The organism is Streptomyces sp. NPDC057697 (assembly GCF_042799335.1).
Lineage (GTDB): Bacteria > Actinomycetota > Actinomycetes > Streptomycetales > Streptomycetaceae > Streptomyces.
In genome coordinates, this window is sequence record NZ_JBHVJA010000001.1 from 40,489 (window position 1) to 56,295 (window position 15,807).

General features: G+C 73.2%; 18 protein-coding genes. 8 read left to right on the plus strand and 10 right to left on the minus strand.

Features of this window, described 5'->3' with window-relative positions:
• Positions 1-14: 14 nt before the first annotated feature.
• Complete coding sequence (locus ACFVFH_RS00195) at positions 15-728, minus strand: VIT family protein (RefSeq protein WP_383761204.1); 714 nt, start codon at positions 726-728, stop codon at positions 15-17.
• Between the two features lie 131 nt (positions 729-859).
• On the opposite strand from ACFVFH_RS00195, the gene ACFVFH_RS00200 reads away from it, so the two are divergent.
• The 5 genes from ACFVFH_RS00200 to ACFVFH_RS00220 all read left to right on the plus strand — a co-directional run bounded on the left by ACFVFH_RS00200 (position 860) and on the right by ACFVFH_RS00220 (position 5,763).
• Complete coding sequence (locus tag ACFVFH_RS00200; protein WP_383761207.1) at positions 860-1,867, plus strand: DEDDh family exonuclease; 1,008 nt, start codon at positions 860-862, stop codon at positions 1,865-1,867.
• A 63-nt stretch (positions 1,868-1,930) separates the two neighbouring features.
• The gene (locus tag ACFVFH_RS00205; protein ID WP_383761210.1) at positions 1,931-2,164 is read left to right on the plus strand and encodes a hypothetical protein; all 234 of its coding nucleotides are present in this window, start codon (positions 1,931-1,933) and stop codon (positions 2,162-2,164) included.
• Positions 2,165-2,236: 72 nt separating this feature from the next.
• Positions 2,237-3,106, plus strand: coding sequence for an SURF1 family protein (locus ACFVFH_RS00210; protein ID WP_383761213.1), 870 nt, complete (start codon positions 2,237-2,239; stop codon positions 3,104-3,106).
• A 97-nt stretch (positions 3,107-3,203) separates the two neighbouring features.
• Positions 3,204-5,003, plus strand: coding sequence for a glycoside hydrolase family 15 protein (locus ACFVFH_RS00215; RefSeq protein ID WP_383761216.1), 1,800 nt, complete (start codon positions 3,204-3,206; stop codon positions 5,001-5,003).
• 4 nt (positions 5,004-5,007) lie between these two features.
• Positions 5,008-5,763, plus strand: a complete 756-nt coding sequence (locus ACFVFH_RS00220; RefSeq protein ID WP_383761218.1) for an SDR family oxidoreductase — start codon at positions 5,008-5,010, stop codon at positions 5,761-5,763.
• 400 nt (positions 5,764-6,163) lie between these two features.
• Here the strand turns inward: ACFVFH_RS00220 and amaP are convergent, their stop codons facing one another.
• From amaP to ACFVFH_RS00245, 5 genes are read right to left on the minus strand one after another with little or no spacing between them, the layout of a single operon-like run.
• Positions 6,164-6,742: an alkaline shock response membrane anchor protein AmaP gene (gene amaP, locus ACFVFH_RS00225; protein WP_383763460.1), complete on the minus strand. Its 579-nt coding sequence runs from the start codon at positions 6,740-6,742 to the stop codon at positions 6,164-6,166.
• A gap of 5 nt (positions 6,743-6,747) precedes the next feature.
• The gene (locus tag ACFVFH_RS00230; protein WP_383761221.1) at positions 6,748-7,443 is read right to left on the minus strand and encodes a DUF6286 domain-containing protein; all 696 of its coding nucleotides are present in this window, start codon (positions 7,441-7,443) and stop codon (positions 6,748-6,750) included.
• Positions 7,440-7,802, minus strand: coding sequence for a hypothetical protein (locus tag ACFVFH_RS00235; RefSeq protein ID WP_383761224.1), 363 nt, complete (start codon positions 7,800-7,802; stop codon positions 7,440-7,442). Before ACFVFH_RS00235 ends, ACFVFH_RS00230 begins: the two co-directional genes overlap by 4 nt.
• Entirely contained in the window at positions 7,799-7,990 is a 192-nt protein-coding gene (locus ACFVFH_RS00240; RefSeq protein ID WP_383761227.1) for a hypothetical protein, read from the minus strand. Before ACFVFH_RS00240 ends, ACFVFH_RS00235 begins: the two co-directional genes overlap by 4 nt.
• A 44-nt stretch (positions 7,991-8,034) precedes the next feature.
• Positions 8,035-8,508 (minus strand): Asp23/Gls24 family envelope stress response protein, encoded by a 474-nt coding sequence (locus ACFVFH_RS00245; protein WP_383761229.1) that lies wholly within the window; start codon positions 8,506-8,508, stop codon positions 8,035-8,037.
• A 145-nt stretch (positions 8,509-8,653) separates the two neighbouring features.
• Here ACFVFH_RS00245 and ACFVFH_RS00250 point away from each other — a divergent pair, with 145 nt between their 5' ends.
• On the plus strand, positions 8,654-9,364 hold the full coding sequence (locus ACFVFH_RS00250; protein ID WP_383761232.1) for a hypothetical protein: 711 nt from the start codon (positions 8,654-8,656) through the stop codon (positions 9,362-9,364).
• Positions 9,365-9,679: 315 nt separating this feature from the next.
• On the opposite strand, the gene ACFVFH_RS00255 is transcribed toward ACFVFH_RS00250, so the two are convergent.
• The 3 genes from ACFVFH_RS00255 to ACFVFH_RS00265 all read right to left on the minus strand — a co-directional run bounded on the left by ACFVFH_RS00255 (position 9,680) and on the right by ACFVFH_RS00265 (position 12,777).
• On the minus strand, positions 9,680-10,471 hold the full coding sequence (locus tag ACFVFH_RS00255) for an enoyl-CoA hydratase/isomerase family protein (protein WP_383761236.1): 792 nt from the start codon (positions 10,469-10,471) through the stop codon (positions 9,680-9,682).
• Between the two features lie 142 nt (positions 10,472-10,613).
• Positions 10,614-10,835 carry a helix-turn-helix domain-containing protein gene (locus tag ACFVFH_RS00260; RefSeq protein WP_010987827.1) on the minus strand — a complete coding sequence of 74 codons (222 nt, stop codon included), beginning with the start codon at positions 10,833-10,835 and terminating at the stop codon, positions 10,614-10,616.
• 343 nt (positions 10,836-11,178) lie between these two features.
• Positions 11,179-12,777 (minus strand): ABC-F family ATP-binding cassette domain-containing protein, encoded by a 1,599-nt coding sequence (locus ACFVFH_RS00265; protein WP_383761239.1) that lies wholly within the window; start codon positions 12,775-12,777, stop codon positions 11,179-11,181.
• Between the two features lie 257 nt (positions 12,778-13,034).
• Between ACFVFH_RS00265 and ACFVFH_RS00270 the strand changes: the two genes are divergently transcribed.
• Entirely contained in the window at positions 13,035-13,925 is an 891-nt protein-coding gene (locus ACFVFH_RS00270; protein ID WP_383761242.1) for a neutral zinc metallopeptidase, read from the plus strand.
• Between the two features lie 101 nt (positions 13,926-14,026).
• Positions 14,027-14,440: a VOC family protein gene (locus ACFVFH_RS00275; protein WP_383761245.1), complete on the plus strand. Its 414-nt coding sequence runs from the start codon at positions 14,027-14,029 to the stop codon at positions 14,438-14,440.
• 42 nt (positions 14,441-14,482) lie between these two features.
• Here the strand turns inward: ACFVFH_RS00275 and ACFVFH_RS00280 are convergent, their stop codons facing one another.
• The gene (locus ACFVFH_RS00280; protein ID WP_383763463.1) at positions 14,483-15,778 is read right to left on the minus strand and encodes a hypothetical protein; all 1,296 of its coding nucleotides are present in this window, start codon (positions 15,776-15,778) and stop codon (positions 14,483-14,485) included.
• Positions 15,779-15,807: the final 29 nt, after the last annotated feature.

Consider the following 15,807-nt stretch of genomic DNA (forward strand, 5'->3'; position numbering starts at 1 on the left):
CTCGAAGACAGGTCCTAGACCCCCACCGCCCCCAGCAACTCCCCCGCCGCATACGTGACCGCCATCGCCAGCGCTCCCCCGCCCATGTTCCGCAGCACCGCCGGTCCCACCCTCGCCTCGCCCAGCCGGGCGCTCCACCACCCCGTCAGGGCCAGCGCCGCCAGTACGGACAGCACGGTCACCAGGAGCCGCAGCGACGAGGGCGGCAGCACGATCGCCAGCAGCGGCAGCAGCGCCCCCACCGTGAACGCCAGGAAGCTCGCGCCCGCCGCGTGCCACGGGTTCGTCAGGTCGTCCGGGTCGATGCCCAGCTCCACCTCCGCGTGGGCGCGCAGCGCATCGCGTTCGGTGAGCTGGAGGGCGGCCTCGCGGGCGACTTCGTGGCTCAGCCCCTTGCCCTCCAACAGGCCGGTGAGCTCGATGAGTTCCGCTTCCGGGGCCTCCGCCAGCTCCCGTTTCTCCGTCGCGAGGGCGGCCCGCTCCGAATCGCGCTGGGTGGAGACCGAGACGTACTCGCCCGCCGCCATCGACATGGACCCGGCGAGCAGCCCGGCCAGGCCCGCCGTGAGCAGGGTGGCTCGGTCGCCGGTGGCGCCGGCCACGCCGACGACCAGGCCGGCGGTGGAGACCACACCGTCGTTCGCTCCGAGGACCGCGGCGCGCAGCCAGTTCAGCCGTGCGCCGAGTCCGCTGCCATGCGGTTCGTCGTGGGTCCGGGTATCCGTCACCCCGGGATGGTCTCACCCCGTCCGGCGAGCCGACACGTACCGACCCGCCCGACGGGCCGTCAGGGCGGGCGGGTGCCGCCGGAGGGCCGGACGGCCGAGTAGGAGACTGTCAGTCGCGGCCCGTATTCTCTGTGACCATGCTCGACGACCGCCAGACCGCAGCACCGTGGCCGACCGCCTACCCCCAGGGGTACGCGGTCGTCGACGTGGAGACCACCGGACTCGCACGGGACGACCGGATAGTGTCCGCCGCCGTCTACCGCCTGGACGCGCAGGGCAACGTCGAGGACCACTGGTACACCCTCGTCAACCCCGAGCGCGATCCCGGACCGGTCTGGATCCACGGGCTGACCAGCGAGGTGCTGGAGGGTGCCCCGCTCTTCCCGGAGGTCGCCGCCCAGCTCTCCGAACGCCTGGCGGACCGGGTCCTCGTCGCGCACAACGCGGCCTTCGACTGGTCGATGCTGGCCCGGGAGTACGCACGGGCCGCGGTCGTCGCCCCCGTCGAGCAGCGGCTGTGCACCATCGCGCTCTCCAAGGAGCTGCGGCTTCCGCTGCCCAACCACAAGCTGGAGTCGCTGGCCGCGCACTTCGGCGTCGTGCAGCAGCGCGCCCACCACGCCCTGGACGACGCCCGGGTGCTGGCCGAGGCGTTCCGTCCGAGCCTGCACGCGGCGGCGCGCGGCGGAGTGCGGCTGCCGCTGCTGGAATGCCGGCCGCTGACCGAGTGGTCGGACTCCCCGGTCACTCCGCGCATCGGCTACCAGCCCTCGTACGGTCAGAACAGCTGGCGTCCCTCGCGGAAGCGTCCGGCGTGCCCGTATCCGAACCCGGGACGGTACGAGAAGGACAAACCCCTCATGCAGGGCATGCGGGTGGCCTTCTCGGGGGACACCTCCGTCGACCGCGAGCTGCTGGAGGACCGGGCCGTGGAGGCCGGGCTCCACGTGGCGACCAGTGTGTCCCGGCTGACCAGCCTGCTGGTCACCAACGACCCGGACTCGGCGACGTCGAAGACGGTCAAGGCCAAGTCGTTCGGCACACCGATCCTCGACGAGAGCGCCTTCACCCACCTGCTGCGCGACGTGGCGCCCGCGTCCGCCGCGCCGCCCCGGGCGGCCACGCCGTCATCGGAGTGAACCGGCACCGACTCGCCCGCCCGCCGCTCGCCCGCCGCGTCCCGGCGTCCCACCCTGTGGCGCATGGCACGTTGCGAGGTTTGCGGAAACGACTACGGCATGTCCTTCGAGGTGCACGCGCAGGGCGCGATGCACGTCTTCGACTGCTTCTCCTGCGCCATCCACCGCATGGCGCCCATCTGTGAGCACTGCCGGGTCCAGATCATCGGCCAGGGCGTCGAGGTCGACGGGCACTGGTTCTGCGGCGGTCACTGCGCCCGCGCCGAGGGGAAGGTGGGCATCATCGACAGAGTCTGAGCGGTGGCCGCCACGCCTTCTTCCCCCCACCCCTGCGCGATGCGCCCCACGGCACAGTTGTACCGTCGTGGGGTGTACCGCTTCCTGTTGACCCGGCAGTGGCTGATCCTCGCCCTCCTCGCCCTCGTCCTGATTCCCACGATGGTCGAGCTGGGCTTCTGGCAGCTGCACCGGCATGAGCACAAGGTCGCGCAGAACTCCCTGATCTCCCACAACCTCAAGGCGAAGCCGGTTCCGGTCGCCTCGCTCACCGCTCCGGGGCACACCGTCCCGCGCTCCGACTACTGGCGGACGGTGACGGCCACGGGCACGTACGACACCGCGCATCAGGTGGTCGTGCGCCGCAGGACCTCCACCGACGGCCGGATCGGCGTCCACGTACTGGTCCCGTTCGACCTCAAGGGCGGCGGCACGGTCCTGGTCAACCGCGGCTGGGTGCCCTCCGCCGAGAGCCAGCGCGACTTCCCCGACGTTCCGGCCGTGCCCAGGGGCGAAGTGACCCTCACCGGACGGCTCAAGGCCGACGAGACGACGAGCGCCAGCGGCATCAAGGACATCTCGGACCTTCCGGACCGCCAGGTGATGCTGATCAACAGCGCGCAGGAGGCCGAGCGGCTCTCCCGGCCGGTGCTCGGCGGCTACATCGAGCAGACCGCGCCGGAGCCCTTCGGTGACTCCCCGGAACTGATCGAGGCCCCGGACGACAGCTCGATCGGTCCGCACATGGCGTACGCGGTCCAGTGGTGGCTCTTCGCCGCGGGGGTCCCGGTGGGGTACGTGGTGCTGGCCCGCAGGGAGAAGCGCGACCGGGTGGCCGCCGCGGCCGAGGCCGCCGCCGGGGAGCGGCAGCCCTCCGAGCCGGAGAAGCCGGAGGCACCGGAGGCACCGGAGGCACCGGAGAAGCCTGAGACACCGGAGAAGCCTGAACCCGCCACGGCCTGACGCCGCGTCCGCCGGATGCGGGCGGGTGCGTTCCGGCGGGTGACCCCCGCCGCACGGGATTGCTTAACGAGGCGCAGGTTCGGGAACACGCCACAACGTGACCCCACGCATCGAGGACTACGCCCTCATCGGCGATCTCCAGACGGCCGCCCTGGTCGGCAGAAACGGTTCTGTCGACTGGCTCTGCCTGCCCCGCTTCGACTCGGGCGCCTGCTTCGCCGCCCTGCTCGGCGACGAGGACAACGGCCACTGGCGGATCGCCCCGAAAGGCGCGGAGAACTGCGCCCGACGCGGCTACGCGGGTGAGTCCCTCGTCCTGGAGACGTTCTGGGAGACCCGTACCGGCACGGTCAAGGTCACCGACTTCATGCCGCAGCGCGACCGGGAACCCGATGTCATGCGGATCGTCGAGGGTGTCAGCGGCACCGTCGAGATGAGCTCCGTGATCCGGCTGCGCTTCGACTTCGGTTCGGTGGTGCCGTGGGTGCGCCGCTCACGGGGGCACCGGGTGGCGGTCGCGGGGCCGGACTCGGCCTGGCTGCGCAGCGAGCCGCCGGTCAAGACCTGGGGCCAGCAGTTCTCCACCTGTTCGTCCTTCACCGTCTCCGAGGGCGAGAAGGTGGCGTTCGTCCTGACCTGGCATCCCTCGCACTCGCCCCGCCCCGATCTGGTCGACCCGTACGAGGCGCTGGAGAGCACCCTGTCCGACTGGGCCCGGTGGTCGGCGCGGTGCAAGTACCGGGGCCCCTACCGGGAGGCGGTGATCCGTTCGCTGATCACGCTCAAGGCGCTGACCTTCGGCCCGACCGGCGGCATCGTGGCGGCGCCCACCACCTCGCTGCCCGAGGAGATCGGCGGCGTACGGAACTGGGACTACCGCTTCTGCTGGCTGCGGGACTCCACGCTGACCCTCGGCGCCCTGATCTCGGCCGGCTATCTGGAGGAGGCCGCCGCCTGGCGGGACTGGCTGCTGCGGGCGGTCGCCGGGGACCCCGCCGACCTCCAGATCATGTACGGCCTCGCGGGCGAACGCAGGCTGCCCGAGGCGGAGCTGCCGTGGCTGCGCGGCTACGAGAACTCCGCCCCGGTCCGGATCGGCAACGCCGCGGTCCGTCAGCGCCAGCTCGACGTCTACGGCGAGGTCATCGACTCGCTGCGGCTCGCCCGTGAGGCGGGTCTTGACGACAAGCCGCACGCGTGGAACCTCCAGCTCAGCCTGCTGGGCTTCCTGGAGTCCACCTGGCGCGAGCCGGACGAGGGGCTGTGGGAGATCCGCGGCCAGCGCCGTCACTTCGTGCACTCCAAGGTGATGGCCTGGGTCGCCGCCGACCGCGCCGTACGCACCCTGGAGAACAACCCCGCGCTGGCCGGTGACGCCGACCGGTGGCGGGCGATGCGCGACGCCGTGCACCGGGAGGTGTGCGAGAAGGGGTACGACCCGGAGCGGAACACCTTCACACAGTCCTACGGCTCCCGGAACCTGGACGCCGCGACGCTGCTGATCGCCCGGACGGGATTCCTGCCGCCGGACGATCCCCGGGTGGTCGGAACGGTCGACGCGGTCCGGGCCGAGCTGGGCAGGGACTGCCTGGTGCGCCGCTACAGCACGGACGGTTCCTCGATCGACGGGCTGCCGGGCAGCGAAGGGGCCTTTCTGGCGTGCTCGTTCTGGCTGGCCGACGCCCTGATCCTGACCGGGCGTGCCGACGAGGCCCGCGATCTCTTCGAACGTCTCCTGAAGCTCTGCAACGACGTGGGGCTGCTCGCGGAGGAGTACGACACCGTCGGCCGCCGTCAGCTGGGCAACTTCCCCCAGGCGTTCAGCCACATCGGTCTCGTGGGCACCGCCATGGCACTGGCCGGGGAGGACACGATGGAACCCGACGCGGCAGGATAGGGCCATGGATCTTGGACTGAAGGACCGTGTGTACATCGTCACCGGAGCGACCCGGGGGCTGGGCAACGCCACGGCGCGGGTGCTCGCCGCCGACGGCGCGCGGGTGATCGTCACCGGCCGGGACGGACAGCGCGCCGAGGCGGCCGCCGCGGAACTGGGGCCGGACGCGGTCGGCCTCGCCGCCGACAACGCCGACCCCGAGTCGGCGCAGCGCCTGGTGGACACGGCGCACGAGCGGTTCGGCCGGCTCGACGGCATTCTCATCAGCGTCGGCGGTCCGGCTCCCGGTTTCGTCGCCGACAACACCGACGAGCAGTGGCAGTCGGCCTTCGAGTCGGTGTTCCTGGGCGCGGTGCGTCTCGCCAGGGCGGCGGCGGCCGTGCTGGGCGAGGGCGGTGTCATCGGTTTCGTGCTCTCCGGCTCCGTGTACGAGCCGATCGCCGGGCTGACCATCTCGAACGGCCTCCGTCCCGGCCTGGCCGGTTTCGCCAAGTCCCTGGCCGACGAGCTCGGTCCCCGCGGCATCCGGGTGGTGGGCGTGCTGCCGGCCCGGATCGACACGGACCGGGCGCGGGAGCTGGACGCCCGTACCGGGGACGCGGAAGCCTCCCGGGCGGCCCACGAGGCGCTGATCCCGCTGCGGCGCTACGGCACGCCGGAGGAGTTCGGCCGGGCGGCGGCGTTCCTGCTCTCGCCCGCGGCCTCGTATCTGACGGGCATCATGCTCCCGGTCGACGGCGGCTCCCGGCACGGTTTCTGAACGGGGCCGCCCCGCACGAGGGCGGCTCCCGGCACGGACCTCGGACGGGGCCCGGCCCGGTCCCGGCGCTGGTCCCGGGCCGGGCCCCGTCCGCCGGTTCCGTCCCAAGGCCCTACGCGCCCCGCACGGCGGCCGGGAGAGCCATGGGCGCCGTGGGAGCGCGAGCGGAGCCATGGCCACTGTGCGAACCCCGGGAGCCGGGGGCACCGTGGGAGCTGTGCGAGCCCCGGGAGCCGGGAGCACCGTGGGGCTGTGCAAACCCCGGGAGCCGGGGCACCGTAGGGGCCGTGCGAACCCCGGGAGCCGGGGCACCGTAGGGCTGTGCGAACCCCGGAAGCCGGGGCACCGTAGGGGCCGTGCGAGCCCCGGGAGCCGTGAGGGACCCGGCGACGGACCGTTCTCAGCTCACCCGCTCCGCGCGGTGCCTGACCGCCCGCAGCCGTACCTCGGCCGGCAGCTCGGCCAGCCCCGCCGATTCCCGTGCGTGGGCCAGGGCCTCGCCGGTGAGGCGGCCGAGCGCCTCGTCCGGCGCCGCGTGCGGCTCCATCAGCAGACGGATCCTCGCCCGCGGCGAGCTGCGCCGGCCGGTCAGCGCGACCTGGGCGCGGGCCACCCCGTCCAGCGCCCCCGCCTCCTCGGCGAGCGCCCCTTCCAGGGCCCGGCCCCGCAGCAGCGCCCCCTCGCCGTCACCGCTGTCCACCAGCACCTCGGCGAGGCGGGCGCGGCGCAGCTGGGCCAGCAGCCACCACAGGGCGAGGACGACCACGACGGCGAGGACGGCGATGACGGTCGGCCACCACCAGCCCTGGTCGCGCCAGCGGTCCCGGTCGGCCCGGCTGATGAGCACATCACCCTTGCCGTACCAGGGCCACCAGGACGGCACGGTCAGACCGAGCCCGGCGGCGAGCACCGCGCCGCCCCCACAGATCAGCACCAGCCCGGCGAGGCCGAGCAGCACCCGGTTGACGGTCCTGAGCAACGGGCTCACCCCTTCTTCGCGGGCCTGCGGACGTGCACGGACAGGCTCGGCGGCCGGGCGAGCCCCAGCTCCCTGATACCGGTCCCGAGCACGGTGTCCAGATCGGCCCGTACGTCGTCGAGTTCACGGAAGTGCGACACGGCGTGCACCACCGCCTGGCCCCGGCCCATCCGGACCCGTACCGACTGCACTCCGGACACCTCGACGGCCCGGTCGCGCAGGACCAGTGCCGCCGCGGACCGGTCGAGGGCGGCCCGTACGCCGGGCAGGTCCCGGCGCATCGGCAGCAGGGCGCGGAGTCCGGGGGTGAGGGCGAGCACGAGCAGCCACAGGCCGATCAGCACGGCGGCCGCGGCGGCGCCGAGCAGCCAGGGGCTGTCCAGCGGGCGGCGGGCCAGTTCGTCGGCCAGCGAGCGGCGCCACCACATCGCGGGCCGGTCGGCCCGCACCGACGCCACGTCGTAGAGCAGCAGCCCGCCGGCGCCGAGGACCACGAGCGCGAGGACCGCCGCGGGGACGCGCCGGGCCGACCAGAAGCGGCCCGCCCTGCCGCCGTCCGCCCGCCGCGCGGGCACCGGGTCGTAGGCGGCGGAGGAGCCGGACTGGTCGAGTTCGACGACGTCGCCCCGCCCGGCCTGCTCGACGGGGCGGGCGGCGGGCGGCCCTCCCGTGCGGTGCTCCGGTCCCTGGGGTTCGGTCATCGGATCCTCCCCTGTGCCGCGATGCTCGCGTCCGTGGGATGCAGGCGCTCGACCTGTACGGCCACCTCGGGCACCTCCATTCCCGCCAACGCTTTTACCCGCTCGGCGACACGCCGACGCACCCCGCCGCACCGCCGGCCGATGTCGCACGGGTATCCGAGCTCCAGGCTCACCCGCACCCGGGCGGTGCCCCGGTGCACCGTGACGGTGGCGCGCGGCGCGGCGCCCGCCGACGGCGGCTCGTCGACCGCCTCCTTCGCCGCCTGCGCGGCGATCTTCGCGACCACCCGGTCGGCGATCCGGGTCTCCCCGCGCTCGCCCGCGGCGATCCGGCCGTTCGCCCCCGACAACGCCGTCACCGCCGTCGGTCGCCGCGCTCGCGACTCCGGAAGAAGTCGCCGGGCTCCAGGTCGCCCTCCACGAAGCGACCGACGACGAAGCCGATCGCCCCCAGGGCGGCCACCAGCAGAAAGGCCCCGAAGCCGCCGAAGTATCCGGCGAATCCGAGCGCCATGCCGGCCACCATGCCGGCCACAGCCATGCTCATCGTGCGCTCCTCAACTGCCTAGCGGACTGCCTCGCGTCCAAGGACTACTGGAGGCGCGGCTCGGGCTGCTCCTCGTCGTCGGCCTCGTCGGGCAGCTTCACATCGCTCACCGCGATGTTGACCTCGACGACTTCCAGTCCGGTCATCCGCTCCACCGCGGCGATCACGTTCTCCCGTACGTCGCGGGCGACATCGCCGATCGCGACGCCGTAGTCGACGACGATCTCCAGGTCGAGCGCGGTCTGGGACTCCCCGACCTCCGCCTTGACCCCGCGCGTGACGGACTTGCCGCCGCCCGGCACCTTGTCGCGCACCGCTCCGAAGGTGCGCGACAGGCCGCTGCCCATCGCGTGGACACCGACCACGTCGCGGGCCGCCATACCCGCGATCTTCTCGACCACGCCGTCGGCGATGGTCGTACGGCCTCGGTCGGCGGGGGCGCCTCCGCCGCGCTTGATGAGCGGACCGGACTCCTGGTCGGGGCTCTCGGGCCGGTTCCGCTGTGTGATGTCGGTCATCGCCATGTTTCCCTTCGGGGCAGGGGGACCTGGGGCCTCTCGCCCCGGGTCGTGCCGTGCCGGCCCGAGTCCGATGAAAAGCCCTCTTTGCTCACATTAGGTGTGCTTGCCCCGTCTCGCGCCGTGGATGCGGCAGGCTGGGGAAATGACGACGGCTGACGGCCCGCGAGGGGCCGACGGATGGACGGCGGCGGTACGGCAGCGGCTCGGCCTCGGGCGGCTGCTCCCGCTGGGCGGCCCGGCGGACGGGGCCTGGATCGCGGAGCGGGCCGCGGTGGCGGTGCTGCGCGGGGCGATGGCGCGCGGGCCGGGACCCGCTCCGGTGCTCGGGAAGCTGAGGATCTCGGTGGCCGACCCGGGCGGGGCGCCGGATCCGGAGGTGCCGCCGCCGCCGAGTGCGCTGCCGCCCGGACCGCTGCGGATCGAGGCGTCCATGGCGGCCCTGTCCGGCGGGCCGCTGCCCCTGGCGGCCGAGGCGCTGCGTTCGGCGCTGCTGACGGCGGCCGCGCGGCGGCTCGGTCTGGTGGTGGAGGCGGTGGACGTCCGGGTGACGGAACTGCTGGACACACCGCCCGAACGACCGGCTCCGGCTCCGGCCCCGGCGGAGGTACTCGCGGCAGCGGCGGAGGGGGCCGCGGGGACCGCGGCGGCGGGTGTTCCGGGCGTGGTGACGCTGACCCGGACGCTGGGTCACGCGGTGCACACCGGCCCGGACCATGTACGGGTCGAGCTGGCGACGGACGCGGGTCACCGGGCGCTCGACGTGGCGCGGGCGGTGCGGAGCGCCGTGGCGGCCGCGGTGGAGGGGCGCCCCTCGGTGGCGGTGCTGGTCACCGGGGTGGTGGAGCGGGACTGAGCGCGGCGGGACCGGCCGGGTCCGCCCGTACCGCGTCCCTCGGTGGCGGTGCTGGTCCGGGTGGTGGAGCGGGACTGAGCGCGCGGTGGGACCGGCCGGATCCCCTCCGTACCACCTCCCTCGGTGGCGGTGCTGGTCACCGGGGTGATGGAGCGGGACCGAGCATGCTGCGGGTCCGGCCGGATCCCCTCCGTACCGCCTCCCTCGGTGGCGGTGCTGGTCACCGGGGTGATGGAGCGGGACCGAGCATGCGGCGGGTCCGCCCGTACCGTCTCTCCGTGCGGGCGGGCCCGGCTCGGCCCGCCCGCCGGGCGGTCAGTCGGTGATGCCCGCCAGATCGCGCAGTCGGCGGCCCTGCGCGGCGCGTTCGGCGACGCGCTGCTCCTCGTAGCCACGGGAGACGGCACCGCTCAGCAGCGCCTTGGTCTCCACGACGGCGTCGCGCGGGGCGGCCAGCAGCGCTCCGGCCAGATCCCGGGCCGCGGCGTCCAGCTCACCGGCGGGGACCACGAGATTGGCCAGACCGGTGCGCTCGGCCTCCTCGGCGTGGACGAAGCGGCCGGTCGCGCAGACTTCGAGCGCGCGGGCGTACCCCACCAGGTTCACCAGGGGGTGCGTGCCGGTGAGGTCGGGCACCAGACCGAGGCTGGTCTCGCGCATGGCGAACTGCACGTCCTCGGCGACGATCCGCAGATCACAGGCGAGGGCGAGCTGGAAACCGGCACCGATGGCATGCCCCTGGACCGCCGCGATCGACACGATGTCGGTGCGGCGCCACCAGGTGAACGCCTCCTGGTACTCGGCGATGGTCGCGTCGAGCTCGGCCTCCGGGCCGCGCGCCATGTCGAGGAAGGACGGCTCGCCGTCGAACCCCTCGGGGGTGAACGCCTGCCGGTCGAGCCCCGCGGAGAAGGACTTGCCCTCGCCTCGGAGCACGACGACCCGCACACTGCCGGGCAGCGCCCGTCCGGCCGCCGTCAACGCCCGCCACAGAGCGGGGGACTGAGCGTTGCGCTTGGCCGGATTGGTGAGGGTCACCGTGGCGACCGCGTCGTCGACGGTGAGTCGTACGTCGTCCTTGTCGAGCAATGGGTCGAGCGAGGTCATGGGGCGCCTCCGGATCGGTTCAGTCAGCACGCACAGCTAAGTGACTGAACAGTAACCACCCGGTCGGCATCACTGCCGGCCGGGTGGCCACCGTCGGAACCGATGAGCCCCGGGCCGGGCCGGACGACGCGCCCAGGAGCCGTCAGGCCGTGGTGGCCTTCTTGCCCCGTGTCGCTCCGCCGCGTCCCCGCAGCGTCACTCCGGACTCACTGAGCATCCGGTGGACGAATCCGTAGGAGCGGCCGGTCTCTTCGGCCAACGCCCGGATGCTCGCACCGGAGTCGTACTTCTTCTTCAGGTCTGCCGCGAGCTTGTCACGCGCGGCGCCGGTAACCCGGCTGCCCTTCTTCAGAGTCTCGGCCACCCGTGCCTCCTCATGGGAAGTGCGCTCTGGACTCTCATGATCACCCCTCGGCGCCTTCCTGGCCACCCATTCGGCAAGGTCCGTGCAACCCGGTTCCCCGCCGGAGAAGGGGGACACACGACCGGAATCCCGCATTCCGTTGGGCTGTGGCGGCCGGTGGGACAGGGCCCCGGACGAAGCGGCAGGTCAGGGCCGTACGGGGGGCGGACCCCCCGTACGGGTGCGCCCGGCAGGGATCTGCCGGGCGCTGTGCGGGAGGTACGAGAGGCACTCACACAGATGATGGATCACGCGTAGGCCGAATGATCCAGACGGAGTGGATCAGACGGACAGCAGGGCCGGATCAGGCCAGTGCGACCAGGTCCTGGTAGTCCGCGCCCCACAGGTCCTCGACCCCGTCGGGCAGCAGGATGATGCGCTCGGGCTGGAGGGCCTCGACCGCTCCCTCGTCGTGCGTGACGAGGACGACGGCGCCCTTGTACGTGCGCAGCGCGCCCAGGATCTCCTCGCGGCTGGCCGGGTCGAGGTTGTTGGTCGGCTCGTCCAGGAGCAGCACGTTGGCGGAGGAGACCACGAGGGTGGCCAGGGCGAGACGGGTCTTCTCACCGCCGGAGAGGACACCGGCGGGCTTGTCGACGTCGTCGCCGGAGAAGAGGAAGGAGCCCAGCGTCTTGCGGACCTCGACGAGGTCGAGGTCGGGTGCGGCGGAGCGCATGTTCTCCAGGACGGAGCGGTCCGGGTCGAGGGTCTCGTGCTCCTGGGCGTAGTAGCCGAGCTTGAGGCCGTGGCCCTCGATGACCTCGCCGGTGTCGGGCTTCTCGGCGCCGCCGAGGAGCCTGAGCAGCGTGGTCTTGCCCGCGCCGTTGAGGCCGAGGATGACGACGCGGGAGCCCTTGTCGATGGCGAGGTCCACATCGGTGAAGATTTCGAGCGAGCCGTACGACTTGGACAGGCCCTCCGCCATCAGGGGGGTCTTGCCGCAGGGCGCGGGCTCGGGGAAGCGGAGCTTGGCGACCTTGTCGGAGACCCGGACGGCCTCCAGGCCGGAGAGCAGCCGCTCGGCGCGCTTGGCCATGTTCTGTGCGGCGACGGTCTTGGTGGCCTTGGCGCGCATCTTGTCGGCCTGCGAGTTGAGGGCCGCGGCCTTCTTCTCGGCGTTCTGCCGCTCGCGCTTGCGGCGCTTCTCGTCGGCCTCGCGCTGCTGCTGGTAGAGCTTCCAGCCCATGTTGTAGATGTCGATCTGAGAGCGGTTGGCGTCGAGGTAGAAGACCTTGTTGACGACCGTCTCGACGAGGTCGGCATCGTGGGAGATGACGATGAAGCCGCCGCGGTAGGTCTTCAGGTAGTCGCGCAGCCAGACGATCGAGTCGGCGTCGAGGTGGTTGGTCGGCTCGTCGAGCAGCAGGATGTCGGCGTCCGAGAAGAGGATCCGGGCCAGCTCGATGCGGCGGCGCTGACCGCCGGAGAGCGTGTGGAGGGGCTGGCCGAGCACCCGGTCGGGCAGGCTGAGCGCGGCGGCGATGGTGGCGGCCTCGGCCTCGGCGGCGTATCCGCCCTTGGTGAGGAACTCCGTCTCCAGGCGCTCGTACTTCTTCATCGCCTTCTCGCGGGTGGCGCCCTTGCCGTTCGCCATCCGCTCCTCGTTCTCCCGCATCCTGCGCAGGATGTCGTCGAGGCCGCGGGCGGAGAGGATGCGGTCGCGGGCCAGCACGTCGAGGTCGCCGGTGCGGGGGTCCTGTGGGAGGTAGCCCACCTCGCCGGAGCGGGTGATGGTGCCGCCGACGGGGTTGCCCTCGCCCGCCAGGCACTTGGTGAGCGTGGTCTTGCCCGCTCCGTTGCGGCCGACGAGGCCGATGCGGTCGCCCTTGGCGATGCGGAAGGAGGCGGACTCGATGAGGATGCGGGCGCCGGCACGCAGCTCGATGCCGGATGCGGTGATCACGGAAAAACTCCAGGGCGGTATGGACGGCTGACGGGACGAGGGCGGAGGTGTCTCGACGCCGCTAATGCACAAGGAGAATTGCCATGCGGGCCATTCTACTGGCGGTGTCCAACTGCTTTTCCGCGTGCGTCCCCGGCACCGGCCGGGGTGGTCGCCCGGCGTCGCCACCCCACTCCCCCGCGCGACAAAGAGGGCACCGGTGAGTGAACTGCCCGATACTCGGCGCAGGCGGTGGGGCCGGAACGAAGGGTGGTGCCATGCAGTTCGACGACGACGCCGATCTGGACACGTCCGAGGTCCAGGACGTGCGCGGCAGCCGGATCCCGGGTGGCAGGGCGACCGTGGGCGGCGGCATCATCGGCATCATCGCGCTGGTCCTGGGGCTGTTCCTCGGTGTCGGCCCCGATCAGCTCGGTCTCTCGTCCGGCGGCCCGGACACCTCGCCGACCGCGTCGACGGCGGCCCAGGTGGAACGGACCTGCCGGACCGGGCGGGACGCGAACACCAGGGACGACTGCCGGATCGTGGCGGTGGTCAACAGCGTCCAGGACTACTGGTCGCAGGAGTTCCGGCGGCGCCGGGCCACGTACACGCCCGCGCGCACGGTCCTGTTCAGCGACCGGGTCGGCACCGCGTGCGGCTCCGCCACCTCGGCGGTCGGGCCGTTCTACTGTCCGGGCGACCGGCAGGTCTACCTGGACCTGGGGTTCTTCGACGAGCTGCGGACGAAGTTCGGCTCCAGCGGCGGACCGTTCGCGCAGGCCTATGTCGTCGCCCATGAGTACGGGCACCACGTGCAGGACCTGATGGGGACGCTGGGCCGGTCCCAGGACGGCCGGACCGGCGCGAACAGCAACGCGGTCCGGGTCGAGCTCCAGGCGGACTGCTACGCCGGGGTCTGGGCGCACCACGCGACGACCACGCCCGACGGATCGACCGGGCGGCCGCTGGTCACCTCGCTGACCCCGGCGGACATCCGGGACGGGCTCGACGCGGCGGCCGCGGTCGGTGACGACCGGATCCAGGAGAAGTTCCAGGGCCGGGTCACGCCGGAGTCCTGGACGCACGGCTCGGCCGCACAGCGCAGCCAGTGGTTCACCACCGGCTACCGCGGCGGCGACCTGGCCGACTGCAACACCTTCCGCTGAGCCCCGGCGCCGCGCCGGGCCGGGCCGTTGTCGGTGGCCGATGGAAGACTGAGAGGCAGATCACAGAAGCGGGTCACGGAGCACGAGGAGAGGTGAGCGCCATGGCAGGCGCACCGGAGGGCGTTCCGACGGTCTACCCGACGATTCTGTACGACGACGCGAGAGCCGCGATCAGGACGCTGACGGAGGGCCTCGGCTTCACCGAGGAAGCGGTGTACGAGGGCGAGGGCGGCCAGGTGCTCCATGCCGAGCTCTCCTGCGGCAACGGCAGGGTGATGCTGGGCTCCAGGGGCCGCGCGGGCGTCTTCGCCGAGGCGATGCGGGGCGCGGGGCCCGCCGGGATCTACGTCGTGGTCGACGAGGTCGACGCGCACCATGCCAGGGCCGTGGAGCACGGGGTGGAGATCCTGATGCCGCCCACCGACCAGGACTACGGCTCGCGCGACTACATGGCGCGGGACGCCGAGGGCAATGTGTGGAGCTTCGGCACGTACGCGCCGGGGTCGGCGGGCTGACGGCCGGACGGGCCCGGTCCCGGGCCCGTCCGGCGCGGGGTGTCAGGCGCCGCCGGTGTGCACCTGGAACGCGGCCCGGCGCACCGCCTTGGCCAGCGCGGGGTCGGGGTGCGCGGCGGCCAGGGCCACCAGCACCTGGACGGTGCGCGGGTGGCCGACGGCCCGTACCTCGTCCAGCAGGGCCGGCACCGTGCCCTGGACGGCCGAGTCGAGATGGCGGACCAGCAGCCCGGTCTCGCCGTGGTCGGCGACGGCCGCGGCGGTGTCGACCCAGAGCCAGGTGGCCTCTTCCCGGCTGAGGACGTCCTGGGCGTCCTCGGGGTCGGTCCCGTCGTACTCGGCGAGCCAGAGCAGCGCGTAGGGGCGCAGCGAGGGGTCGGTGACGACGGCGCGGACCTCGGGTTCGGCGGGGGCGCCGACGACCCGGAGCGCCTCGAAGGCGAGCCCCCGCAGGAGCGCGTCCTCGCCGCGGGCGACGGCGAGGAGTTCGGCGACGGCGCTGCCGACCGGGCGGGCGGCCAGCCAGGCCCGGTATTCGTCGCGGGCCGGGCCGGGGGTGAGCCGGGCGCAGCCGAGCAGCATGTCGGCGGCGGACTGCTCGATGTTCCCGGCCGGGCTCTGGGCGGCCACGCAGATCTGTTCCAGCTTGACCCAGACCGCCCAGTTGCCGAGCGGGGTGAGGGTGGCGTGTCCGGCGCCGAGGGTGAGCGCGCCGACCGCGGCCAGGCCCTCCAGGGCCCAGTCCAGCAGGAGCGCCACCAGGGCGGCGGAGTGCGCGGCGGGCGCGGGCACCGGCTCGGGTCCGTAGGGGACTTCGCAGCGCTCCTCGCGGAGTTCCGCGACGCGCTGGCCGAGCAGGTCCAGCAGGGCGGGCACGGTGACCGGGCCCGCCGAGAGCTGGAGGAGGGAGAGGACCTGCGGCACGGCCTCGACGGCCTCGGCGACCGCGGTGGACTCGATGTCCGCGGGCGCCGGGTGGACGAGCGACCAGGCGTCGAAGAGCGCCACCCAGCCGCGGAGCACGGCGGAGTCGTCCCGGTCCCAGGCGCGCAGCCGCCAGCCAGGGCGCGCGGTGTCGCCGTGCAGTTCGACGAGGCCGGCGAGCCTGGCCCGGTCCCAGCCGGAGCGCACCTGGGCCGGGGACAGTTCCAGAACGGTCGCGGCCCGTTGGAGCGCCTGGGCGGCGAGCGGTGGTGCGCCGGGGATCGCGCCGTCGGCCGCCCAGCGGGCGATCCGTACGGCATCGGCGAGGGCCGACCTGGCCTGCCGGGCCAGTTCCGACCGGGGCGGGGTGCCCTCCGGGGGGCGGGGGGCCGGCCTGGTGCGCCGGGTGGTCACGGCCTTGCGAGCGGTGGCAAGGGGTCGCG